Annotated in this window: 20 protein-coding genes; 11 read left to right on the top strand and 9 right to left on the bottom strand. The window is 64.1% G+C overall.

Annotated elements, in window-relative coordinates; translation table 11 throughout:
• Positions 1-74: 74 nt before the first annotated feature.
• The 6 genes from sufC to UNPA324_RS03035 all read left to right on the top strand — a co-directional run bounded on the left by sufC (position 75) and on the right by UNPA324_RS03035 (position 4,821).
• Positions 75-827, top strand: a complete 753-nt coding sequence (sufC, locus tag UNPA324_RS03010) for a Fe-S cluster assembly ATPase SufC (protein WP_164936581.1) — start codon at positions 75-77, stop codon at positions 825-827.
• A gap of 12 nt (positions 828-839) precedes the next feature.
• A complete protein-coding gene (gene sufD / locus UNPA324_RS03015; protein WP_128921965.1) occupies positions 840-2,144 on the top strand; it encodes a Fe-S cluster assembly protein SufD in 1,305 nt (434 codons plus the stop codon).
• Positions 2,141-3,388: a cysteine desulfurase gene (locus UNPA324_RS03020; protein WP_128921964.1), complete on the top strand. Its 1,248-nt coding sequence runs from the start codon at positions 2,141-2,143 to the stop codon at positions 3,386-3,388. Before sufD ends, UNPA324_RS03020 begins: the two co-directional genes overlap by 4 nt.
• The gene (locus tag UNPA324_RS03025; protein WP_018641712.1) at positions 3,385-3,756 is read left to right on the top strand and encodes an SUF system Fe-S cluster assembly protein; all 372 of its coding nucleotides are present in this window, start codon (positions 3,385-3,387) and stop codon (positions 3,754-3,756) included. The genes UNPA324_RS03020 and UNPA324_RS03025 overlap by 4 nt, the downstream gene beginning before the upstream one ends.
• A 47-nt stretch (positions 3,757-3,803) precedes the next feature.
• Complete coding sequence (locus UNPA324_RS03030) at positions 3,804-4,202, top strand: HesB/IscA family protein (protein WP_018323036.1); 399 nt, start codon at positions 3,804-3,806, stop codon at positions 4,200-4,202.
• Positions 4,203-4,368: 166 nt separating this feature from the next.
• Entirely contained in the window at positions 4,369-4,821 is a 453-nt protein-coding gene (locus UNPA324_RS03035; protein ID WP_128921963.1) for a TfoX/Sxy family protein, read from the top strand.
• A 97-nt stretch (positions 4,822-4,918) separates the two neighbouring features.
• Here the strand turns inward: UNPA324_RS03035 and fabA are convergent, their stop codons facing one another.
• Together fabA and UNPA324_RS03045 are read right to left on the bottom strand one after the other, a co-directional pair.
• Entirely contained in the window at positions 4,919-5,449 is a 531-nt protein-coding gene (fabA, locus tag UNPA324_RS03040; protein WP_141933413.1) for a bifunctional 3-hydroxydecanoyl-ACP dehydratase/trans-2-decenoyl-ACP isomerase, read from the bottom strand.
• Between the two features lie 177 nt (positions 5,450-5,626).
• On the bottom strand, positions 5,627-6,154 hold the full coding sequence (locus UNPA324_RS03045) for a winged helix-turn-helix transcriptional regulator (protein WP_128921961.1): 528 nt from the start codon (positions 6,152-6,154) through the stop codon (positions 5,627-5,629).
• Positions 6,155-6,279: 125 nt separating this feature from the next.
• Between UNPA324_RS03045 and UNPA324_RS03050 the strand changes: the two genes are divergently transcribed.
• On the top strand, positions 6,280-7,200 hold the full coding sequence (locus tag UNPA324_RS03050; RefSeq protein ID WP_141933415.1) for an alpha/beta fold hydrolase: 921 nt from the start codon (positions 6,280-6,282) through the stop codon (positions 7,198-7,200).
• An 84-nt stretch (positions 7,201-7,284) separates the two neighbouring features.
• Here the strand turns inward: UNPA324_RS03050 and UNPA324_RS03055 are convergent, their stop codons facing one another.
• From UNPA324_RS03055 to UNPA324_RS03065, 3 genes are all read right to left on the bottom strand, one after another.
• Positions 7,285-8,352 carry a GGDEF domain-containing protein gene (locus UNPA324_RS03055; protein ID WP_128921960.1) on the bottom strand — a complete coding sequence of 356 codons (1,068 nt, stop codon included), beginning with the start codon at positions 8,350-8,352 and terminating at the stop codon, positions 7,285-7,287.
• A 167-nt stretch (positions 8,353-8,519) separates the two neighbouring features.
• Positions 8,520-10,064 carry a DEAD/DEAH box helicase gene (locus UNPA324_RS03060; protein ID WP_141933417.1) on the bottom strand — a complete coding sequence of 515 codons (1,545 nt, stop codon included), beginning with the start codon at positions 10,062-10,064 and terminating at the stop codon, positions 8,520-8,522.
• 301 nt (positions 10,065-10,365) lie between these two features.
• On the bottom strand, positions 10,366-11,328 hold the full coding sequence (locus UNPA324_RS03065) for a helix-turn-helix domain-containing protein (protein WP_141933419.1): 963 nt from the start codon (positions 11,326-11,328) through the stop codon (positions 10,366-10,368).
• Between the two features lie 201 nt (positions 11,329-11,529).
• On the opposite strand from UNPA324_RS03065, the gene UNPA324_RS03070 reads away from it, so the two are divergent.
• The 4 genes from UNPA324_RS03070 (at position 11,530) to UNPA324_RS03085 (ending at position 17,181) form a co-directional block, all read left to right on the top strand.
• Positions 11,530-13,038: a caspase family protein gene (locus tag UNPA324_RS03070; RefSeq protein ID WP_141933420.1), complete on the top strand. Its 1,509-nt coding sequence runs from the start codon at positions 11,530-11,532 to the stop codon at positions 13,036-13,038.
• 1,079 nt (positions 13,039-14,117) lie between these two features.
• Positions 14,118-14,552 (top strand): hypothetical protein, encoded by a 435-nt coding sequence (locus UNPA324_RS03075; protein WP_181769271.1) that lies wholly within the window; start codon positions 14,118-14,120, stop codon positions 14,550-14,552.
• A gap of 440 nt (positions 14,553-14,992) precedes the next feature.
• Complete coding sequence (locus UNPA324_RS03080; protein ID WP_141933421.1) at positions 14,993-16,240, top strand: FAD-dependent oxidoreductase; 1,248 nt, start codon at positions 14,993-14,995, stop codon at positions 16,238-16,240.
• A 179-nt stretch (positions 16,241-16,419) separates the two neighbouring features.
• Entirely contained in the window at positions 16,420-17,181 is a 762-nt protein-coding gene (locus UNPA324_RS03085) for an outer membrane protein (protein ID WP_141933423.1), read from the top strand.
• A gap of 113 nt (positions 17,182-17,294) precedes the next feature.
• Here UNPA324_RS03085 and UNPA324_RS03090 read toward each other — a convergent pair whose 3' ends face one another.
• From UNPA324_RS03090 to parE, 4 genes are all read right to left on the bottom strand, one after another.
• Positions 17,295-18,065: an SDR family NAD(P)-dependent oxidoreductase gene (locus UNPA324_RS03090; RefSeq protein WP_128948522.1), complete on the bottom strand. Its 771-nt coding sequence runs from the start codon at positions 18,063-18,065 to the stop codon at positions 17,295-17,297.
• A 21-nt stretch (positions 18,066-18,086) separates the two neighbouring features.
• Complete coding sequence (locus UNPA324_RS03095) at positions 18,087-18,272, bottom strand: hypothetical protein (protein ID WP_018641722.1); 186 nt, start codon at positions 18,270-18,272, stop codon at positions 18,087-18,089.
• A gap of 302 nt (positions 18,273-18,574) precedes the next feature.
• On the bottom strand, positions 18,575-19,351 hold the full coding sequence (locus UNPA324_RS03100; RefSeq protein WP_128921953.1) for an outer membrane protein: 777 nt from the start codon (positions 19,349-19,351) through the stop codon (positions 18,575-18,577).
• A 446-nt stretch (positions 19,352-19,797) separates the two neighbouring features.
• Entirely contained in the window at positions 19,798-21,840 is a 2,043-nt protein-coding gene (gene parE, locus UNPA324_RS03105; RefSeq protein ID WP_128921952.1) for a DNA topoisomerase IV subunit B, read from the bottom strand.
• Between the last annotated feature and the right edge of the window lie 149 nt (positions 21,841-21,989).

Here is a 21,989-nt window from a genome sequence, read left to right on the forward strand (position 1 = left end):
TCGGTCGGCTGATTGCTGACCCTGGCGGTGCGCTGCGGCGCTCCATGCATCATTTGAACAAACTGGACACCAAGATGGCTTTGCTTGAAGTGAAAGACCTGAAGGTTCGTGTCGAGGAGCGTGAGATCCTCCACGGGCTGACGCTGACCGTGAACGAAGGCGAGATCCACGCCATCATGGGGCCGAACGGCTCCGGCAAATCGACGCTCTCCCACGTCATCGCCGGCAAGCCCGGCTATGAGGTTACTGACGGCCAGATTCTGTTCAAGGGTGAAGACCTCCTGGAGATGGAGCCGAACGAGCGCGCCGCCAAGGGCGTGTTCCTGGCGTTCCAGTACCCGGTCGAGATTCCCGGCGTAGCCACCATGAATTTTCTGCGCACGGCGTTGAACGCCCAGCGCAAGGCACGCGGCGAAGATGAATACTCGACCCCGGACTTCCTCAAGAAGGTCCGCGAGGTCTCGAAGTCGCTGAACATCCCGCAGGACATGCTCAAGCGCGGCGTCAATGTCGGCTTCTCCGGCGGCGAGAAGAAGCGCAACGAGGTGCTGCAGATGGCGCTGTTCGAGCCGAGCCTGTGCATCCTCGACGAGATGGATTCGGGCCTCGACATCGACGCGCTGCGCATTGCGGCCGACGGCGTCAACGCGCTGCGCTCGCCCAAGCGTTCGATGGTCGTCATTACCCACTATCAGCGGCTCCTCAACTACATCGTGCCCGACGTCGTGCACGTGATGTCGAAGGGCCGTGTCGTGAAGAGCGGCGGCAAGGAGCTGGCGCTGGAACTGGAAGCGTCCGGCTACGCCCAGTTCGAGGATGCCGCGTAAGGATTGTTTGCGATGAACGTTGCTGTGGCAAAGACCGGAAAGGGCCGCGCGGTGAGCGATCTCTTCACCAGCGCCGAAGGCCGGCTGCCGGGTTCGCCCGCGGTCACCGCGGTGCGCCGCGAGGCGTTCGAGACCTATGAGCGTCTCGGCCTGCCGCACCGCCGGCTCGAGGAATGGAAATACACTGACCTGCGTGCACTGGTCGGCGAGGTGCTGCCGCTGGCAGCCAGCCCCGATGCGGCCACGTTGAAGCGCGCCGCGGACGCGGTGAAGGTGCATGCGATCGACGGCGCCCGCAAGCTGGTGCTGGTCGACGGCGTGTTCGCGGCCGATCTGTCCGACGTGAAGGCGCTTGTCGCCGAGGCGGGCTTCAAGACCCTGCGGGAGACCTTGGACAAGGACGCCGGTCTGCTGAAGACCGCGTCCATCGATGCAATGATCGCGCTGAACGCGGCGATGGCGACCGACGGCGTCGTGTTGTCGATCGCCGATGGCGCCAAGCTGTCCGCGCCGATCCAGATCATTCACATCGCGACCGCCGCGTCGGCGTCGGCGTTCACCCGCTCGCAGGTCGCGGTCGGGAAGGGCGCTCGCGCCACCATCGTCGAGACCTTTGTCGCGGCGGGTGCCAAGGCCTACCAGGTCAATGACGCCGTCCTCGTGTCGGTTGGTGACGATTCCGACGTCGCCCACATCCGTCTGATGGACGATGCGCCTGACGCGGTGAACGTGACCTCGCAGTTCGTCACCATCGGCGCCAATGTGAAGTTCAATTTCTTCAACATGACCACCGGCGCTGCGGTGAGTCGTCTTCAGGGCTTCATTGCGCTGGCGGGTGAGGGCAGCGAGCTCTCGGCCAACGGCGTCAACCTGTTGAAGAAGACCGAGCATGGCGACACCACGCTGGTGGTCGATCACGCCGTGCCGAACTGCGTCAGCCGCGAGATCTTCCGCGCCGTGGTCGACGACCGTGGCCACTCGGTGTTCCAGGGCCGCATCATCGTCCGTCCCGACGCGCAGAAGACCGACGGCAAGATGATGACGCGCGCGCTGCTGCTCTCGGACGAGGCCGAAGCCGACAACAAGCCGGAGCTCGAGATTTTTGCCGACGACGTCTCCTGCGGCCACGGCGCCACCGCCGGCGCGCTCGACGACAGCCTGCTGTTCTATCTGAAGGCGCGCGGCCTGCCGGAGAAGCAGGCCCAGGCCCTGCTGATCCAGGCCTTCGTCGGCGAGGCGATCGAGCAGATCGCCGATGACGGTTTGCGCGAGCACGTGATCGGCGTCGCCGAGCGCTGGCTGGAGCGGCGCCAATGAGCACGCATCCGGCCGTCAAGAACGGGACTTACGACGTCGGCCGCGTCCGCCAGGACTTTCCGGCGCTTGCCATGCAAGTCTACGGCAAGAAGCTGGTCTATCTGGACAACGCCGCCTCGGCGCAGAAGCCGAGCGCCGTACTCGATCGCATGACGCAGGCCTATACGTCCGAATACGCCAACGTGCATCGCGGCCTGCATTACCTCGCCAACGCGGCGACCGAAGCCTATGAGGGCGGCCGCGCCAAGGTCGCGCAATTCATAAATGCTTCGCGCACTGAGGAAGTGATCTTCACCCGCAACGCGACGGAGGCGATCAATCTGGTCGCGTCTTCGTGGGGCGGGCCGAACATCGGGGAAGGCGACGAGATCGTCATCTCGATCATGGAGCACCACTCCAACATCGTGCCCTGGCATTTCCTGCGGGAGCGCCAGGGTGCCGTCATCAAATGGGCGCCGGTCGACGATGAAGGCAACTTCCTCATCGACGAGTTCGAGAAGCTGCTCACGGCCAAGACCAAGCTGGTCGCGATCACCCAGATGTCGAACGCGCTCGGCACCATCGTGCCGGTCAAGGAGGTCGTCAGAATCGCGCATGCCCGCGGCATTCCGGTGTTAGTCGACGGCAGCCAGGGCGCGGTGCATCTGCCGGTCGACGTCCAGGACATCGGCTGCGACTTCTACGTCTTCACCGGCCACAAGGTGTATGGGCCAACCGGCATCGGCGCGCTCTGGGCCAAATACGACCACCTGGTCGCAATGCGTCCCTTCAACGGCGGCGGCGAGATGATCCGCGAAGTCTCGCGCGAGGTCGTCACCTATGGCGATCCCCCGCACAAGTTCGAGGCGGGCACGCCGGCGATCGTCGAGGCGGTTGGGCTTGGCGCCGCCATCGACTACGTCAATTCGATCGGCAAGGAGCGCATCGCCGCTCACGAGCACGATCTCACCACCTATGCCCAGGATCGCCTGCGCGAGATCAACTCGCTGCGGCTGATCGGCACGGCGCGGGGCAAGGGCCCGGTGATCTCGTTCGAGCTTGGGGGGGCGCACGCCCACGATGTCGCCACCGTCATCGACCGCCAGGGCATCGCGGTGCGCGCCGGCACCCATTGCGTGATGCCGCTTTTAGAGCGGTTCAACGTGACGGCCACCTGCCGGGCCTCGTTCGGCATGTATAATACGCGGGAAGAAGTCGATCATCTGGCACAGGCGCTCTTGAAGGCGCGGGATTTGTTCGCATGAGTGACACGGCCGAAATCAAAGCCAATCCGATGGAGACCCATTCGGCGCTGCCGCCGGAGGAGACCGAGCGCCTGACCCGCGAGATCATCGCCGGGCTCAAGACAGTGTTCGATCCGGAAATTCCCGCCGACATTTACGAGCTCGGCCTGATCTACAAGGTCGAGATCAAGGACGATCGCTCGGTCGACGTCCAGATGACGCTGACGACGCCGAACTGCCCGGCCGCGGGCGAGCTGCCGACCATGGTCGAGAACGCGGTCGCCAGCGTTCCCGGGGTCGGCGTGGTCGACGTCAAGGTCGTTTGGGAGCCGCCGTGGTCGCCCGAGCGCATGAGCGACGAGGCGCGCCTCGTCCTCAACATGTGGTGACATAAACCCGGTATTGAATTCGTTCCGCAACGGACCAGATAAACAAGATGACCCAGGCGACCCCAGCATCCACTCCGAAGCCGCGGCGTCCGCGCCCGCAGGTGATGCGGCTGACGGATGCGGCCGCCCAGCGCATCACCGAGCTGACCCAGCGCGCCGATTCCGAGATCGTCGGTTTGCGCGTCGGCGTGAAGAACGGCGGCTGCGCCGGCCAGTCCTACACGGTCGAATACGCCCACGATGTCCGGCCGACCGACGAGGTCGTCGAGGACAAGGGCGTCAAGATCCTGGTCGACCCCAAGGCCGTGCTGTTCCTGCTTGGCACCGAGATGGACTACAAGGCCGACAAGATGCAGGCCCAGTTCGTCTTCAATAACCCCAACCAGATCTCCGCCTGCGGCTGCGGCGAGTCGGTCGAGCTGCGGCCGGCGAAGATCGACGGGTAATCAGCCCAACGCATCGCTCTCGTGTCCTGGACGCGCTGCAGCGCTCTTGCGCTGCTGCGCAGAGCCGGGACCCACGCTATACTTCCTGTCGCAGAGGGCCTGGGCCCCGGCTCAGCAGCGCACCGTTTCACGGCGCGCTGCGTCCGGGGCACGAGAGAGCGTGAGCATGGACCGCGAATTCCTGACTGACCTGTTCGCCGATTTCGGCCCCGTTACCATCCGCAAGATGTTCTCCGGCCACGGCATCTCCGTCGACGGCGTCAACTTTGCGCTCGCCTTGCGCGCCGGCCTGTTCTTCCGCGCCGACGAAGTGACCATCCCGGACTTCGAGGCCGAGGGCTCAAAGCCGTTCCAATATTCGACCCGCGCCAAGACCGTGCTGGTGAATTCCTACTGGGAGCTGCCGGCACGTCTGTTCGACGATTCCGAGGAATTGGCGCAATGGGCCAGGGCGGCCCTCGCCGCCGCCCAGCGCGCCAAGGTGAAGAAGCGGCCGAAGGGGAAGAAGGCGGTCACGAAGAAGACCGAGCCAAAGAAGCCTGCTGCCAAGAAGAGGGCGGCCAAGAAGGCAGTCAAGAAGACGGTGCGTAGGGTGGGCAAAGCGACTCGCCCGCCGTAGCTCGCAGAGCGAAGGCGGAAGCGTGCCCACCGTTCGAAATAGTTATGCAGAGATCGTGGGCACGGCGCTTGCGCGCCTTTGCCCACCCTACGAGAGATCAATCGACGGCCTTGGTCAGGCCGACACGCATGTCCTTGGCTGTGAACACACAGACGCCGTCGGCGAGCACGCGCCCGTCGGCAATTCCGAGCACCAGCTTGCCTCGCCGGACCATGCGCATCGCGACCTCGTAGCGAACGCTCTTTGTGTCGGGCGTGACGGTGCCGGTGCATTCCACTTCGCCGACGCCGATGGCGCGGCCCTTGCCCGGTGAGCCGGACCAGCCGAGCCAATAGCCGATCATCTGCCACATGGCGTCGAGGCCCAGAGTTGGCGGCATCATCGCGTCGCCGCGATAGTGGCAATCGAAGAACCAGTGGTGAGGCGCGAGATCGAGCTCGCCGACGATATGGCCTTTGCCGAACGCGCCACCATTCGTGCTGATCTCCGTGATGCGATCCATCATCAGCATCGGCGGTGCCGGCAATTGCGCATTGCCCGGGCCGAAATAGCCGCCTTCGCTCGATCTCAGCAGCTCGTCACTGGTGTAGGATGGTTGCGGCGTGTGGAAATCGTGAGGGTTGGGCACGGCGGTCAGTCCTCGATGCTCGCGGTCGGTGTCGCGGCAGCGAGGAAGATGTCGGTCGGCAAGTTGGAATGTCAAGCGCGGCGGTGTTTCGGCGCGTCGCGTCGCCTCGCGCCACCCGCTTGCGTATCCCGATCGGGGAATTCCGCATTCGCCTCGCAGATCACGCGGTGGCGATCGCTACTTCCTGGTGCGCGGCTTGAAATCTCGGCGGTTCGAAGCTGTCCGAACTTGTGGGCGCGCCAGCTCGACCCTCGCCATGCTCGGCGGGCGCCGCACGATGGTGTCGGCCGGACCGAGAACGCGTCCGTCCCGAGCTCGTAGCTCGAGCCTGCGCACGGGAAGCCCCGACTTCTTGTCGGCCAGCAGCACGTGGGCCTCGTCGGGCGCGAAGAAGAAGTCCTCGCCCCACTGCCTGAGCGCTGCAAGAACCAGAAACAGTCCGCGTCCTTTCTCCGTCAGCTCGTACTCCTGATAGGGGCCGCCCTCTGCTGCGGGCACAATGTCCACGATGCCGTGTGCCACGAGATTGCGCAGCCGGGCCGAGAGGATGTTCTTGGCGAGGCCGAGACTCTTCTGAAACTCACCGAACCGGCGCAAGCCATCGAAGGCGTCGCGCACGATCAAAAGCGACCACCAGTCACCGATCGCGTCCAGCGGACGTGCCACGCCGCACAACGAATCCTTGTGGCTAATTCTCTTGCCCATTCCTGACGTCCATCTCCGCCGTGTCGTTCGAGTGCAGCGAACTTCCATATATCGGTTGCAAACTGAAACCTCAAGCGGTATGCCGATATCGGTTTCAAATTGAAACCGTGCAGAAAGGAATACCCATGATCAGACCCGAGGCCACGTTCGGTGGCAGCTTTGCCTTTGCACCGCATTTCAACGACGCGTCGCATTTCAAGATGCACTTCGTCGACGAGGGACCTCGCGATGGCGAGGTCGTGCTGTGCCTGCATGGCGAGCCGACCTGGGGCTATCTGTTCCGGAACCTGATCCCGGTGTTGAGCGCGACACACCGCGTCGTCGTCCCGGATCACATGGGATTTGGAAAGAGCGAGACGCCGGCCACGCGCAGCTATTGGCTGCAGGACCACATCGACAACCTGGAAAAATTCGTACTCGCGCTCGACCTGACGGACATCACGCTCGTGATGCATGATTTCGGCGGTCCGGTCGGCATGGGGATCGCAGCCCGGCATCCGCACCGCATCCGCCGGCTCATCTCGACCAATGGCCCGACACCGTTCGGTCAGGTCGACCTGCTGGAGCGCGTGAGCGCAAATGCAGCTGCTTCACGGTGGTTTCGCTGGATCGGGCAAGCGGAGGCAGATGGAAATCTCGACGCGGTGCTCGGCCAGCTCAACTTCAACATCTTGAGCACGCTGAAGCTGAACGGTTTCGAGAACAACGCAATCATCTCCGATGACTGGCTTGCGGCCTATGGCGCGCCGTTTGCCAATCCGGCCGAATGCCTCGGGGCGATCGGCTGGGCGAAGGGTTTTGCGATCGGCGCGCACCGGTTCGAGATGCCCGATGCCGCCGCAGACCGCATGATCCGGGACAGGCCGGCGCTCGCGATCTGGGGCGACGCGGATCGTACGCTCCACGCTTCGCATTTCTTGCCGCTCTTCACATCGGTTTTCCCGACTGCGAGCGTCCATCGTCTCCCGGGAGCCGGCCACTACTGCCTCGAGGATGCGCCCGAGGCCGTCAATCGTCTCATCGCGGAATTCATCAGCCAGACCTGACCTCGCCGAGAAACGCAGGCCCGGGACATTGAGCCCAGCCCGGAGGTTTCAGTTTGAAACGAGGTTTGCAGGGAGCGGCGGTGATTACGCCACGCGGCTGTGCGATTCGACGGCGTATTCCGGATCGGCTTCGCAGATCACGCGGTTGCGGCCGTTGCGCTTGGCGGCGTAGAGGCAGGCATCGGCGCGCTCGATCAGCGCGTCGGTGTCGTCGCCGGGCTTGAGCATGGAGACGCCGACGGAGATGGTGACGCGGCCGAGGATCTCGCCGGTGGACTTCTTCTTCAATTCCTTCGCCATCACCGCGCGGCGGATGTGGTCGGCCACCGTGAGCGCCTGGCGCAGCGCGGTGTTGGGCAGCACGACTGCGAATTCCTCGCCGCCGTAGCGCGCGGTGATGTCCTGGCCCTTGATGGTCTGCTTCAGCGAAAGGCCGACGAGCCGCAGCACCTGGTCGCCGGTGAGATGGCCGTAGGAATCGTTGAACGACTTGAAGTGATCGATATCGAACAGCAGCAGCGACAGCGACTCGCCCGATGCGAGCGCGCTCTGCACGGCCATGTCGATCATGCGGTCGAAATATTTGCGATTGCCGAGGCCCGTGAGCGGATCGGTCAAGCTCTCGGCACGGATCGCCTCCAGGCTGTGCTGGAGATTGCTGATTTCGTTCTTCGACAGCGTCAGGCGGTCTTCCAGCGCCTTGTTGGTCTCGCGCATCTCGCTGGTCGAGCGCAGCAGCGTTTCGACGATTGCCTTGATCTGGTCGCGGCTCTTGGCCGACGCCAGTTTCGCGGTCGCGCTCGACAGGGTGGTATCGTAGGAGCCGGTCATGCCGAGCGCGTCGCTCAGGACACTCATGACGTCGTCGATCTCGCCGATAACTCGCGCGCCGACCTTGTCGATGCGGTCGGTGGTCTTGATGTGGGAGAGATAGGTCTCGTAGATCTGCTCGAGATCGGCTTCGGTCAGCTTGCCGCTGCGCGCCAGCGTCTCGTTGATGATCTTATTCAGCGGTGCGTTGTAGCCGGTGGCGTAGACGTACCAGATCTCGTAATTGCGGGGAATCGCCGTCTGCCGAAGCGATCGGATCTGACCGAGCGCCACTTCGGCGAACGCCATCGTGCGTTCGTGTTCGTCGAGCACCTTGACCACGGAACATACCCCACAGCGGTCGGAGCGCCGACGACCGCAGCAATGCTTAAATTATGTTCGTAGGCTAACGGACGATCGTGAACGCCCCGTAAATATACGTTCACGAAATGTCTAAAAACGTGTGCTTCCTATTTCCGCAACCGAAACCTGGAGCGCGCTCTCGCGCTTCAGGCGCCGGCGGGAGAGCGGACCGGCCGCAGCAGGAATGCCGGAAGATGCGAGTGATCGCCCGGCTCGGTGTCGATCTCGCGTTGGCGGCGCGGCTCGGGGCGGCCGATCGACGGCACATGCGAATTATTGGCCTGCTGGCGCGCGTCGTGACGCGGCTCTGCCCTGCGCTTGTCGTCGGACCGAGGCCTTGCTTCGGACGGCTGTCTTGTTTCCGAGGAGGGCCTTGCTTCCGAACCATGCCTTGCTTCCGAAGCATGCCTTGGCTCCGAAGTATGCCTTGCCTCGCCACGCGCCTCGCGCGGCTCGTGGCTTCGCTCACGGCCGCGCTGCGGCTTGCCGCGTCCGCCGCGTGAACGTTCGCGGCCACGCGCCTCGCGCGGACGCTCGGTCCCGTCGGAGGATTCAGCCTGGATTTCGTAATCGCCTTCGGCGCGCGGAATGCTCTGGCCGATCAGCTTTTCGATGGCCACCATCGACTTCTGGTCGAGCGGCGTCACGATTGAGATCGCGGTGCCGGTGCGGCCGGCGCGGCCGGTGCGGCCGATGCGGTGGACGTAATCGTCGGCGTGATGGGGGACGTCGAAATTGAAGACGTGGCTGACCTCGGGAATGTCGAGGCCACGCGCGGCGACGTCGGAGGCGACGAGCAGCGGTAGCTCGCCCTTGCGGAATTGCTCGAGTGCGGCCGTGCGGGCGGACTGGTCCATGTCGCCGTGCAGGGCGCCGACGCTGAAGCCGTGCTTCTGGAGCGATTTATGAACGACCGCGACCTCGCGTTTGCGATTGCAGAAGATGATCGCGTTCTTGAGATCCTTGGCCTCGCGCAGCAGGCGGCGCAGCAGCTCGCGCTTCTCGTGCGCCTCGCGCCCGGCAGGCACCTGGACCTGCGTGACGGTGACGGCGGTGGTGGCGGGCTTGGAGACCTCCACCTTCTGCGGATTGTGCAGGAAGGCTTCGGTGATGCGCCGGATCTCCGGCGGCATGGTCGCGGTGAAGAACAGGGTCTGGCGTGTGAACGGGACGAGCTTGCAGACGCGCTCGATGTCGGGAATGAAGCCCATGTCCAGCATGCGGTCGGCTTCGTCGATGACGAGCAGCTCGACGCCGGTGAGCAAGAGGCCGCCGCGCTCGGTGTGGTCGAGCAGGCGGCCGGGGGTTGCGATCAGCACGTCGACGCCGCGCGTCAGCTTGGCATCCTGGTCGCCGAAGGAGACGCCGCCGATCAGGAGGGCGACGTTGAGTTTCTGGCCGGCGCCGTAGCGGTCGAAGTTCTCCTTGACCTGGGCCGCGAGCTCGCGGGTCGGCTCGAGGATCAGCGTGCGCGGCATGCGTGCGCGGGCGCGCCCTTTTTCGAGGATGGTGAGCATCGGCAGCACGAAGGCCGCGGTCTTGCCGGTGCCGGTCTGGGCGATGCCGAGCACATCCTTGCGTGCGAGGACGTGGGGGATCGCCTGTTCCTGGATGGGGGTGGGGGTGGTGTAACCGGTGGCCGCCACTGCGGCGAGGACTTTTTCGGACAGTCCGAGATGTGAAAAGGACATTGAGCCTCTGGTCGAAACCGCCGTTCGGAATCGAGGGTAATTAAGGCTGGTCGCGTTCCACCCCGAAACGGCGCGCTCTCAAAGAAGCTGGGGGTGCTGACACACGCGAACAAAGCGCAAGGCTCAGGAATCGCTCTTCGATCTGAGCCGCGTCGCCCCGGAACATAGGCGGGAATCGGCCAAAGTCAATGGAGCGGGCGCGGGAAGGCCCTAAAAAACCTGAGGTTTTTGCCCAAATCACGGGCGCGACTGAGGTTTTCCGCCCAGTCCCGCACTCCGGCCCAAGGCGTCAAAACGGCGGCTAGCACGCCTGCGAGCCCTGGGCCCGGAAATCGCCGGGGGCCATGCCATAGGCGGCGTTGAAGACCCGGTAATAGGTCGCCAGGCTCTCGAAGCCGCAGGCAGCCGCGATATCGGCGATCAGCCGCTCGGGCGCCTCGCGCATCAGGCGGCGGCTCTGTTTCAGCCGTTCGTCCGTTACGGTCTGCGAGAAGCTCTTTGCCGCGGTCTCGAACAGCATGTGCAGGTGGCGCACGGACACGCCGAGCAGGTCAGCCACCATGATCGGCGCGAGATTGGGATCTTGCAGGTGGCGCGCGATCAGGCGGCGGGCCTGCGAGAGGCGGGCGGTCCGCAGCGCGGCCTGTCCACGCCGGCTGCCGGGTCTGACGATGCCGCGCTCGATCAGCGCCAGATGGGCCAAGGCCTGAACCAGGGAGGTCGTATCGTCGGCGTCTTGATCCGTGGAGGCTTCGCCGAGTTCGGCAAAGCAGGCTCCGAGCAGCGGAGCCAAGGCGGGATCGTCGAACGTCCGGGGCGCAAGCTCGCGCATGCGCCTGTCCTGCGCCGGGATGGTGCTGAGCGGGATCTTCAGGATCCGCAGGTGGAAGCCCTCGGCGCCCAGCGGCGCGGTGCGGTAGGGCAGGTCGGTATGGCTGGTCGCGAAGCTGCCGTTGGCGATCGCAAAGTCGCTTCCGCGCAGGCCGCCGAACCAGCTGCCGTTGCCGAGCTGCTGATAGACGCAGATCGCGTCCCCGGGCGCGTAGGCGATGTCGGAGCTGCTGCGTTCGACCGCGTAGGGGGAGGCCTTCAGCTCGACGAGGCCGGCGCCGCCCAACTGGCGTAGCGAGAATTCGCCGAAGAAGTCCGCGCGCCGTTCGCGCGCGAGCTCGGCAGTGACGCCGAACAATCCCTTGGAGCGCACCTCGCGCCAATAGTCGAACCGCTCATGCGGCTCGACCTCATCAGTACACCAGCGATACACGGCAGCCCCCGCTTGCAGCGCAATTGTCCTAGAAAGAGCAGATTCCGCGGGAATCTGCCATAGCCAGATCGTGGATCCGGAGGCCCAGGTCCCTTGAACCGTCGTTACGTCTGGGCCGACTATCACACAGCGGCAGGGGGTCCAACGAACTGCCGTTCGAAGGAAGCGGCCTCTCCGCCGTTCTGCAACGGGAAACTTGCGATGACGCGTCGGCTTTTCAGAACTCTGGCGGCCCTTGGCCTGGCAGCAAGCCTCGGCGGCTTTGCGCTTCCCGCCCATGCCGAGAAGCGCGTTGCGCTCGTCGTCGGCAACAACGACTACAGGAACGTTCCAAAGCTGCTCAAGGCCGTCAACGACGCCCGCACCATGGGCGACACGCTGAAGCAGCTCGGCTTCTCGGTGATGGTCGCAGAGAACCAGAACCGGCAGCAATTCTCCGAGACGCTGCTCGCCTTCGACAAGGCGATCGAGCCCGGCGATACCGCGTTCTTCTTCTACGCCGGCCACGGCTTCGAGATCGCGGGCCAGAACTATCTGCTGCCGACCGACGTACCGGCGGCGACGGAAGGGCAGGAAGAGCTGGTGCGCGACGCCTCGATCCTCGCCGATCGCATTATCGAGCGTCTGCAGAACAAGAAGGCGCGAACCTCGATCCTGGTGTTCGACGCCTGCCGCAACAATCCGTTCGAGCGCAAGGGCACCCGCGCGGTCGCCGGTGCCGGCGGGCTCGCGCCGATGACGCAGCTGCCCGAAGGCGTGTTTTCGGTGTTCTCGGCAGGTCCCCGCCAGACCGCGCTCGATCGTCTGTCCAATGACGACACCAATCCCAATTCGGTGTTCACGCGCACCTTCGCCAAGGAGCTGCTTGAGCCCGGCGAGAACCTCGTGCAGGTGGCGCAGCGCACCCGCCGCGCCGTCAGCGAGATGGCCGATACCGTGAAGCACAGGCAGGTGCCGGTCTATTTCGACCAGATGGTCGACGACGTCTTTCTCAGCGGCATGGCGAAGGATGCCGCCGCGCGGCCGGCCGATCCGCCGCCGCAGAAGCTCGCCGCGCTGCCGCCGATGTCGGTGCCGCAACTGCCGAAAGAGGAGGCCATCAACGCGCCGATCGCGAGCTTCTCGCGGCACAATGGCGGCTGGAGCGTGGTGTTCTCCTTTGCCGACCCGACGCTCGGCATTTCCTGGCGCATGGCGGGCAAGGGCGATTTCCGCGAGACCGGCTTCATCGACACGCTCGATCCGCGCACGCGCAAGCGGATGCCGAACCCGTCGATCGAATTGCCGCCGGATGCGCAGGCCGGCACCATCGAGGTCCGCTACGTCGATCAGTCCGGTGACATGCAGGGGCCGTTCCCGATCAGGTTCGATCCCGAGGCCGCGCTGATCCGCGACCAGCGGAAGATCCTCGACATGACCGCTACGAGCTGGCTGTCGTTCCGCGAGTTCAACGGACTCTTGGTCTACTACACGCACCTCGTGTCCTATCGCTGCGCCATTCGCGAGGTGCGTATCGGCATCGACACCGCCGTGCCCAACCAGGTGCTGAAGATGCCGCCTTGCGACATGCGCGATCCCAGCGCGATCACCGCCGGCATGCCGCTCTACATGAAGCTCGCACCAGCGACGCAGTCCGTCTCGGTGGAGCTGACCTATCGCGACGGCAGCGTCTCCGAGATCAAGAGTTTTCGCAGCGCGAACCGGCAGTAACAATTGAGACCATTGTGCTCGGCGGCGGCGCGGCCCTGAGAGCAGGGCGCGCGCGGGAGTACACGACGCGGCTGATGCCCATCAGCGGCGGCGCCGCCCTATAGCGCTCGGGCTCGGTCGGGTTCTAGCTCGTACAGTCAAACGACCGAAGCCACTCGGCTGCGCGTTATGCGGATGATACCAAGCCATGTCGTGGACTTGGATGCGCCCCCTATGGTCTGAAGGAGTGGACGAAATTTACGCTATTTAATTTATTTATTGTCGTTTAAAATTTAATGCGCATATAATGGCGCAAAGTCGGAGTACCCGTCCGATGTGCGCTTGGATTGTAGGAATGCTTCTCGCCGGATCATCCTTGGCTCTCGTTGGCCTGCTGGTCGTCTATCCGTCGCTTACCTGGTGGGTAGACGAATAAGACGCCGCACTAGCCAGCCGCGGAGGGTCGTTATGAACGCACATCCGCAAGCCTTCGAACAACTCGGTCACGCATTCGGCCGGATCATTCGATCGGCCGTGGCGTGTCTGTAGGACTCGAACACGATCGTCGCGTCGGTAGCCGCAAGAACTGCCGCACCTCATCTCATAGAGCTAGAGCGAGCTATGAAAGCTCGCGTTCGCGGGCGCCAGCCAGAAGTCCGAAAGCGTTGCCTGCCGCTTGCCACCCAACCATCCGGGACGGCGACGAGGCCGGCACGCGGGCGACAAAGGCGATGTAGTCGGAATAACGGGCGTCGTTGATGCTGGCGTTCGCTCTCCCAAGGGGCGCGGACTGACACGGAACTGTTCTTCAAAAGGCATCTTAAATCCACCTTGGAGTCACCATGCCGCCACAACGGTCCGGCATCCACGCGAGGGGGCTGTGGCGCCGGGAGACTCCATGGAAGAGATCGCAATTGCATTTGTCGTCGTCATCTTCCTCGCCCTTGCAGCGTTTGCGGTCGTCGTCCACCCATCACTGAGCTTCTGGCAAAACGACGAAAGCTAACGCCTTCGGCGTGCGGCGACTGGGGCTTAAGAAGTTCGGCAAAGGAACAACTCTACGGATCCCCGGATTGTCCACCAAACCAGGGAGACCATCCATGATCCGCAAGACCATCCTCATCGCCTTCGCATGCGCTGCGCTTTCGACGACCGCTTTTGCTCAGGGAGGCGGGGGTGCTGGCGGAGGAGGCAGTGGTGGTGCGGGTGGCGGTGCCAGTGCTGCAGCCGGTACGGGAACTGGCGGCGGAAGCGCTGGATCTGCGGCCAGCTCGGGGGCCGGAATGGGCACCTCATCCAGCAGCGCCAATTCGGGGCCGTCGGCTCCTTCAGGGATGGGGATTCATGGCACCACCACCGGGGCCAACATCAACACCAATACCGGGCAGACCAACCCGAACGTTCAGCCCCCGACTGCAAACGGCACCTCGCCGTCGGCCGCGCAAGCTGAACGGAACGCAGGTGTCGGTCATGCGCCGAACGGGTTGCCGATCGGCAGTCCGGGCACCGGGACCAGCAATGAAGATCAGAAATAGTCCAGTTCCCGTCCAGGAGAGGCCCGCGCGGCGCTGGCCTATCTGTTACCTCGCAAGTGGCGACCTGCGGCCCTGACGCGAACTGCTGTCGCAGGCGCGGCGCTCGCCGTCAGCAACGTTAGACCCGCGGCTCGCTCTCTTCCGCATCGCGGCTCCGGCGCGTGCGCAGATAGACGAGCGCGACGTTGATGACCAGCCAGGCTGCCACGCCTGCAAGCAACCATGCCACGTTGAACGTTCCCTCTGATGCCCTGTTGGGTCTTATCTCCCATTAACATCGGGGGACGCGGCTTATTCCCGGGATCGGACGGGCCGGCGTGATCCGAGCTGCCGGCCAACGCTGGCACCGCGCATCCAGATTCAAGCTCCGCTCGACCGGAATCGGCGTTACATTGCCCACCATATCTTGATCGATACTCACGTCGCGGATCGTGGTTGCAATGACATCCGGCCAACAATCAAACCGGACGAAAAGAGTCCGCTGCTGCATCGTTGGCGGAGGACCGGCCGGCATGATGCTCGGCTATCTCCTGGGACGGGCCGGCATCGAGGTCGTGGTGCTGGAAAAGCACGCGGATTTCTTCCGCGACTTCCGCGGCGACACCGTGCATCCCTCGACGCTTCAGGTGATGGACGAGCTCTGCCTGATCGACGGCTTCCTGAAGCTGCCGCATCAGCGGCTGCAGAAGATGGACGGCCTGTTCGGCGGCACGCCGGTGCGCATCGCCGATCTTTCCCGACTCCACACCAAATACCCCTTCATCGCCTTCATGCCGCAATGGGATTTCCTGAATTTCCTACGCGAGGCCGGCCGGCGCTTTGCTTCGCTCGAGGTCATGATGAGCACCGAGGCGGTCGATCTGATCCGTCGTGGCGAGACCATCGCCGGCGTGCGGGCGAAAACGCCTGACGGCCTTATCGGTATCGAAGCCGATCTCACCATCGCCTGCGACGGCCGGCATTCGACGGTGCGCCAGCGCGCGGGCCTGGCCGTCGAGGAGATCGGCGCACCGATGGACGTGCTGTGGTTTCGCGCCGGTCGCAAGGCCGACGAGACCGAAAACGTGTTCGCGCGCGTCGAGCCCGGCAAGATGATGATCACCTTCGATCGCGGCGATTATTGGCAATGCGCCTACGTCATCGGCAAGGGACAGTACGAGGCGGTGAAGGCGAGGGGACTGCAGGCGTTGCTCGACGACGTCGTGCGCATGGCACCGATCCTTAAGGCAGGCATTGCCGACGTGAAGAGCTTCGACGACATCAGGCTGCTGACCGTCGCGATCAACCGCCTGCCGCGCTGGACGCGGCCGGGCCTGCTTTGCATTGGCGATGCCGCGCATGCGATGTCGCCGGTGGGCGGCGTCGGCGTCAATCTCGCCGTACAGGATGCGGTCGCGACCGCCAATCTTTTGGCGGGCAAGCTGCAGCACGGCCGCCCGTCCGAGAGCGAGCTCGATGCCGTGAGGCGTCGCCGCGAGTTCCCGGTGAAGATGACGCAGCGCATGCAGGTGGTGGTGCAGAACAACATCATCAGCGGCGCTCTGCAGAGCGGCGACCGGCCGCTGAAGGTGCCGCTGATCGTGCGCCTCATCACCGCGCTGCCATGGCTCCAGGGCATTCCGGCGCGCCTGCTTGCGCTCGGCGTGCGGCCCGAGCACGTGCATTCGAAGGTCGCGTCGGAATCGTAGCGCAGGACATCGGTAGGGATAACGTCGCGTTAAATCGGGACAACGGCGTTGCGGGTATGCAACAGCGCGGGCGCATTTGCGGACCCGCGCGTGCCGATGCGCCGCGTTAACTCTGTTGATTCGAATTTTAGTAACACCCGTCTGTGACCGTGCACCCATCAAAGGACACGGGGTGTACCATGCATAATAAATTGATTGCCGCCTTCGCCTGCACGACCGCTTTGGTTACGGCCGGCGCTGCCTCCGCCGCCGATCTCGGCGCGCGCTACACCAAGGCGCCTGCTTATGTCGAGCCGCTGTTCAACTGGACCGGTTTCTATGTCGGCGGCCACATCGGTGGCGCATGGACCAACGAGCAGTTCATCAACAACGGCAACGGTGGCGGCTTCGGCGATTTGTTGCCAGGAGAGGGCTATCGCCAGCGCAATTCGGGCGTCATGGGCGGCGCCCAGATCGGCTACAATTGGCAGGCCAACAATTACGTGTTCGGCATGGAAGGCACGATCTCCGGCCTCGACAACAAGGGCTCTTTTACCAACACCGCCTTCCCCCCGGCGAACGACGTGTTCTCCTGGCGTGCCAACGTGCTGGCGACTGTCGTCGGTCGTGCCGGATTCGCCGTGCAGAACAACCTGTTCTACATCAAGGGCGGCTACGCGGGGGTCAACAACCGGCTTTCGGTCACCGATCCGTTTGTGACGGGTACGGGCGGACAAACTCATTGGCACAACGGCTGGACCGTCGGCGCCGGCTGGGAATACGGCATCACCCGCAACTGGATCGTGGGCCTCGAATACAACTACGCGGCTTTCGGCAGCCAGACCTATCAGCTCGGCGGCACCGCGGCTAATTACACCTTCGACGCCAAGCCGCGCGACATCCAATGGGCCGTCGTGCGCGCGAGCTACAAGTTCGACGCCCCGACCATCGCACGTTACTGAGCACGTCGACGCAACGCGACCAACGATCAAGAAAAGCACTGCCAAATTCAAAAGCCCCGGCTTGGTCCGGGGCTTCTTTTTTGCGTTGCCGGATTGCGAAGGCAGGTATGCCCTCAGGCCATCACTGAGAAGCCGCCATCGACGGGAATCGCGGTGCCCGTGACGAAGTTCGACGCGGGCGATGCCAGGAACACGGCGATGCCGGCAAAGTCGTCGATGTCGCCCCAGCGTCCCGCCGGCGTGCGCGCCAGCACCCGCTCGTGCAATCCCGACACCTGCTGCCGCGCGCCGCGGGTGAGGTCGGTATCGATCCAGCCCGGCAGGATGGCGTTGACCTGGATGTTGTCGGGCGCCCAGGCATTGGCGCAGGCGCGGGTGTACTGCACGATGCCGCCCTTGCTCGCCGCATAGGCGGTGGCGAAGCTCGCGCCGAAGATCGACATCATCGAGCCGATGTTGATCACCTTGCCGTTGCCGCACGCCTTCAACGCCGGATAGGCGAGCTTCGAGCACAGGAAGGCGCTGGTGAGGTTGGTGTCGATCACCTTGTTCCACTCGTCGAGCTCGAGCTCGTGCGGCGGCTTGCGGATGCTCATGCCGGCATTGTTGACGAGGATGTCGATGCGGCCGAGATCCTTCACCACGCGGGCAATCATGGCTTCGATCGCGGCCCTGTCGGTGACATCGGTCGGAACAGCGATCGCCTTGACGCCGCGCTGCCGGAGATCTTCGACGGCTGCTTTGGACTTCGCCTCGTTGCGTCCGACCACGGCGATGTCGGCGCCTGCATCGGCAAGTCCGCGCGCCATGCCGAGGCCGATGCCGCCATTGCCTCCCGTGACGATCGCGACCTTGCCGCGGAGATCGAACCGGCTGGATGTCATGCTTGTATTCCCTGGTTTCTTCTATTGGTTGCTCTGCCAGATCAGCACCAGCCCGAAGCCGGCCATGGCGGCGCCATAGCCGGCCCATTGCAGCTGGTTGACCATGAAGCTCGATCGCGGCCAGGGAACGGTGCCCGTGCCCTGTCCGATCCAGAGCAGCCCGACGGCAGTCGCAAACAGGCCTGCGACCAGCAGAAATCTGCGCATGCGTTCCTCCCATCGGTCCGCTTCTGACGCGACTCGCGGCATGAAGGATCTGCTGCGGCCTCGAAAGCTTGGGCGCACAGTAACCGTAGCTCTGGTTCGGATACAATGGCGGTGCCGGCACAAGCCGTCGCGGGCGCATGTCGCAAGCACAGGGCGGCGCGATCACCGATGTTGCATGGATGGCGATCGAGGCCCAGCAGCGCTGTGTGCCGTCGCTGAAGGCGAGCATCGGCCGTCGACAAGCCCCTAACGAAAAAGCCCCGGACGATGCCGGGGCTTTGACGTTTGATCGTGAGATCGGATCAGTACTTCGCGACGACCGGACCGGTCCAGTTGAAGCGATAGACCAGCGAGGTGCTGATGGTCTGCACCCAGGGCTTGAAGCTGATGGAGTCGGTGGTCGCGACGTTGCCGACGTCGGTGCGGACGGCAATGTCCTTACGATCGTAGTAGGCAGCGCGATATTCGGTCTTCATGAACCAACCCGGCGCCGAGATGCCGAAGATGTTCAGATTGTTCTCGACGCCACCGCCGACGAACCAGCCATTGCGGTTGAACGAGTCGGTGTGGAAGCCCGAGGCCGTCCCGGCGAGATTCGTCAAGCCGGTGCCCGACCAGTGCGATCCGCTGTAACCGGCATTGACGTAGGAGAGAACGTTCGGAGCAACCAGATAGCCGAGGCGAACACCTGCAGCCCAGGCGTCCTGCATCTTGATGCGGCCGGTCAGCGCAGCGAACTCATCGTTGAGGCTGCCGCGCAAGCTACCGAACTGACCATCGGCGAACACGCCAGCGACCCAAGTCCCGCTGAACTGCCAGTCGTAGCCGGCGCCGACCGTGCCGAACCAGCCGTCGCCGCCGACGCGCTGATCGATCGTGACGGGAACGCCAACGAAGTTGGTGTGGGAGTCCGCATCCCAGATGCCGCCGCCGGCGCCACCGAAGATGTAGAAGCCGGTCCAGTTGGCGACGGGCGCCGCCATCGGCGCCTTCACGTAGGGACGGGCAGCGAGATCGGCCGCCGAGGCCGAACCGGTCATCGCGGCAACCGCGGTCAGAGCGAGCAAAACCTTCTTCATGTCAAAATCCCCAACCTTGGTCTGTCGTAGCAGGCGCGAGCGCACTGAAGTTCGTGTCATCTGATGACCCGGACTATAGACGTTTCCCGCCGAAATGCTGTTGCCGGGCAGGCACAGTCGCCGGAAAACGCCGGTGAGTGCGCATTCGGGGCCAGAGCGCCGGGATCAGAAATAATGGCTTTAATTCAAAGGCTTGTTCAGATTTCCGAGCCTCAAATTCGCGTAGGGTTTCGTTAGGAAATTCGGCCTTCTCGGAAATGGAGGCCATCCTGCCACGGTCCGAGCACCGTGAGTCGGTGGCCGAGTCGCGGCGACGGTGCCGGGAATCGCCCGACGCGAGGCGGACGGTAGGCAGGTATTATCCGGCAAACGGTGGCCCCCGCAGAAAAAAGAGAGCCCCGGCTTCGTGCCGGGGGCTCTTGAACGGAGTGCGGCGGTGCTGAGGCTCAGACGTCCAGCAACTCTTCGCTGGCAAACTCAGCCTTGTCCGAGATGAAGGCAAAGCGCGCCTCGGCCTTGGTACCCATCAACCGCTCCACCGAATCGGCGGTGGTGTCACGGTCGTCGGGCAGCAGGACCACCTTGAGCAGGGTCCGCTTGGCCGGATCCATGGTGGTCTCCTTGAGCTGCGCCGGCATCATCTCGCCGAGACCTTTGAAGCGGTTCACCTCGACCTTGGCGTTGGCATTGAACGCGCTCTTGATCAGCTCTTCCTTGTGCTTGTCGTCGCGCGCGTAGACCGACTTCGTGCCGTGGGTCAGCTTGTAGAGCGGCGGCACCGCGAGGAAGAGATGTCCTTCGTCGATCAGCTTCGGCATCTGCCGGTAGAAGAAGGTGATCAAGAGCGAAGCGATGTGGGCACCATCGACGTCGGCGTCGGTCATGATGATGATGCGCTGGTAACGCAGATCTTCTTCGCGATATTGCAGGAGCTGGCCGCAGCCGATCGCCTGCACGAGATCGGAGAGCTGCGCGTTCGCCGTCAGCTTGTCCTTGCCGGCGGAAGCGACGTTGAGGATCTTGCCACGCAGCGGCAGCACGGCCTGCGTCTTGCGGTCGCGCGCCTGCTTGGCGCTGCCACCGGCCGAGTCACCTTCGACGATGAAGAGCTCGGAGCCTTCGGTGCCGGCGTCGGTGCAGTCGGCGAGCTTGCCGGGCAGGCGCAGCTTCTTGCCGGCGGTCTTGCGCGCAGTTTCCTTCTCCTGGCGGCGGCGCAGCCGCTCCTCGGCGCGGTCGATCACGAAGTCGAGCAGCCGGTTGGCCATGTTCGGATTGCCCGACAGCCAGTGGTCGAACGGATCCTTCATCGCCTGCTCGACGATGCGCTGTGCTTCGGCGGTGGCGAGACGGTCCTTGGTCTGGCCCTGGAATTCGGGCTCGCGCACGAACACGGACAGCATCACGGCCGCGCCCACCATCACGTCTTCCGAGGTGATGGACGAGGCGCGCTTGCCCTGACCGACGCGCTCGGCGTGATCCTTCAGGCCGCGGAGCAGCGCGCTGCGCAGGCCGGATTCGTGCGTGCCGCCATCGGGCGTGGGGACGGTGTTGGTGTACGAAGAGAGGAAGCCGTCCGCATCCGCGGTCCAGGCCACGGCCCATTCGCAGGCGCCATGCGCGCCGTTGCGGCCGGACTTGCCGGAGAAGATGTCGGGATGCACCAGCGTGTCGGCGTGGATCGCCGCCGCCAGATAGTCCTTGAGGCCGCCGGGGAAGTGGAACGTGGCCTCCGCCGGCACGTCCTCGATGCCCTTGAGCAGCTCGGGCGCGCAGTTCCAGCGGATCTCGACGCCGCCGAACAGATAGGCCTTCGAGCGCGTCATCTTGAACAGGCGCTGCGGCTTGAACGCGGCCTTAGGTCCGAAGATGTCGGTGTCGGGCTTGAAGCGCACGCGCGTGCCGCGACGGTTGTTGACCTTGCCGAGGTCCTCGAGCTTGCCCTTGGGGTGGCCGCGCTCGAACGACATGCGGTAGAGCTTCTGGCTGCGCGCGACCTCGACCTCGAGCCGCGAGGAGAGGGCGTTCACGACGGAGATGCCGACGCCGTGCAGACCGCCGGAGGTCTCGTAGACCTTGGAGTCGAACTTGCCGCCCGAATGCAGCGTGCACATGATGACTTCGAGCGCTGATTTCTTCGGGAACTTCGGATGCGGATCGATCGGAATGCCGCGGCCGTTGTCGGTGACGGTCAGGAACCCATCCGCACTCAGCTCGACGCCGATGAAGGTCGCATGTCCGGCCAGCGCCTCGTCCATCGAATTGTCGATGACTTCGGCAAACAGATGATGCAACGCCTTCTCATCGGTGCCGCCGATATACATGCCCGGCCGGCGCCGCACCGGTTCCAGGCCTTCGAGCACCTCGATGTCGGCTGCGGTGTAGTCGGCTTCCCCGCCGCTTCCGCGCGGCGCGGCCCTGGCGGAGCGCGGTTTCGGCTCGTCGCCGCCGAAAAAGTCGTCTTTTGCTTTGGGTTTCAACTGCTTGGACATATATCTTGATGCGTTTTGAGGGCCGCATGAGCGGCGAATCGATTACGCCGACTATGCCACTTCTGACTTGGAAAGGTTACCGCAGGGCGGACCGGGCGGTGTGGTTGGGAGTCAATCCCGGCAATTTGACGTCCACGCCCGGCCTGTGC

Origin of the sequence: Bradyrhizobium sp. UNPA324 (genome assembly GCF_006658635.1) — a bacterium.
In the GTDB taxonomy this organism is placed as follows: domain Bacteria; phylum Pseudomonadota; class Alphaproteobacteria; order Rhizobiales; family Xanthobacteraceae; genus Bradyrhizobium; species Bradyrhizobium nanningense.

Coding starts and splice junctions, on each gene's coding strand:
- sufC (WP_164936581.1), top strand. CDS start 75: ATGGCTTTGCTTGAAGTGAAAGACCTGAAGGTTCGTGTCGAGGAGCGT.
- sufD (WP_128921965.1), top strand. CDS start 840: ATGAACGTTGCTGTGGCAAAGACCGGAAAGGGCCGCGCGGTGAGCGAT.
- UNPA324_RS03020 (WP_128921964.1), top strand. CDS start 2,141: ATGAGCACGCATCCGGCCGTCAAGAACGGGACTTACGACGTCGGCCGC.
- UNPA324_RS03025 (WP_018641712.1), top strand. CDS start 3,385: ATGAGTGACACGGCCGAAATCAAAGCCAATCCGATGGAGACCCATTCG.
- UNPA324_RS03030 (WP_018323036.1), top strand. CDS start 3,804: ATGACCCAGGCGACCCCAGCATCCACTCCGAAGCCGCGGCGTCCGCGC.
- UNPA324_RS03035 (WP_128921963.1), top strand. CDS start 4,369: ATGGACCGCGAATTCCTGACTGACCTGTTCGCCGATTTCGGCCCCGTT.
- UNPA324_RS03045 (WP_128921961.1), bottom strand. CDS start 6,154: ATGGGCAAGAGAATTAGCCACAAGGATTCGTTGTGCGGCGTGGCACGT.
- UNPA324_RS03050 (WP_141933415.1), top strand. CDS start 6,280: ATGATCAGACCCGAGGCCACGTTCGGTGGCAGCTTTGCCTTTGCACCG.
- UNPA324_RS03060 (WP_141933417.1), bottom strand. CDS start 10,064: ATGTCCTTTTCACATCTCGGACTGTCCGAAAAAGTCCTCGCCGCAGTG.
- UNPA324_RS03070 (WP_141933420.1), top strand. CDS start 11,530: ATGACGCGTCGGCTTTTCAGAACTCTGGCGGCCCTTGGCCTGGCAGCA.
- UNPA324_RS03075 (WP_181769271.1), top strand. CDS start 14,118: ATGATCCGCAAGACCATCCTCATCGCCTTCGCATGCGCTGCGCTTTCG.
- UNPA324_RS03080 (WP_141933421.1), top strand. CDS start 14,993: ATGACATCCGGCCAACAATCAAACCGGACGAAAAGAGTCCGCTGCTGC.
- UNPA324_RS03085 (WP_141933423.1), top strand. CDS start 16,420: ATGCATAATAAATTGATTGCCGCCTTCGCCTGCACGACCGCTTTGGTT.
- UNPA324_RS03090 (WP_128948522.1), bottom strand. CDS start 18,065: ATGACATCCAGCCGGTTCGATCTCCGCGGCAAGGTCGCGATCGTCACG.
- UNPA324_RS03095 (WP_018641722.1), bottom strand. CDS start 18,272: ATGCGCAGATTTCTGCTGGTCGCAGGCCTGTTTGCGACTGCCGTCGGG.
- UNPA324_RS03100 (WP_128921953.1), bottom strand. CDS start 19,351: ATGAAGAAGGTTTTGCTCGCTCTGACCGCGGTTGCCGCGATGACCGGT.
- parE (WP_128921952.1), bottom strand. CDS start 21,840: ATGTCCAAGCAGTTGAAACCCAAAGCAAAAGACGACTTTTTCGGCGGC.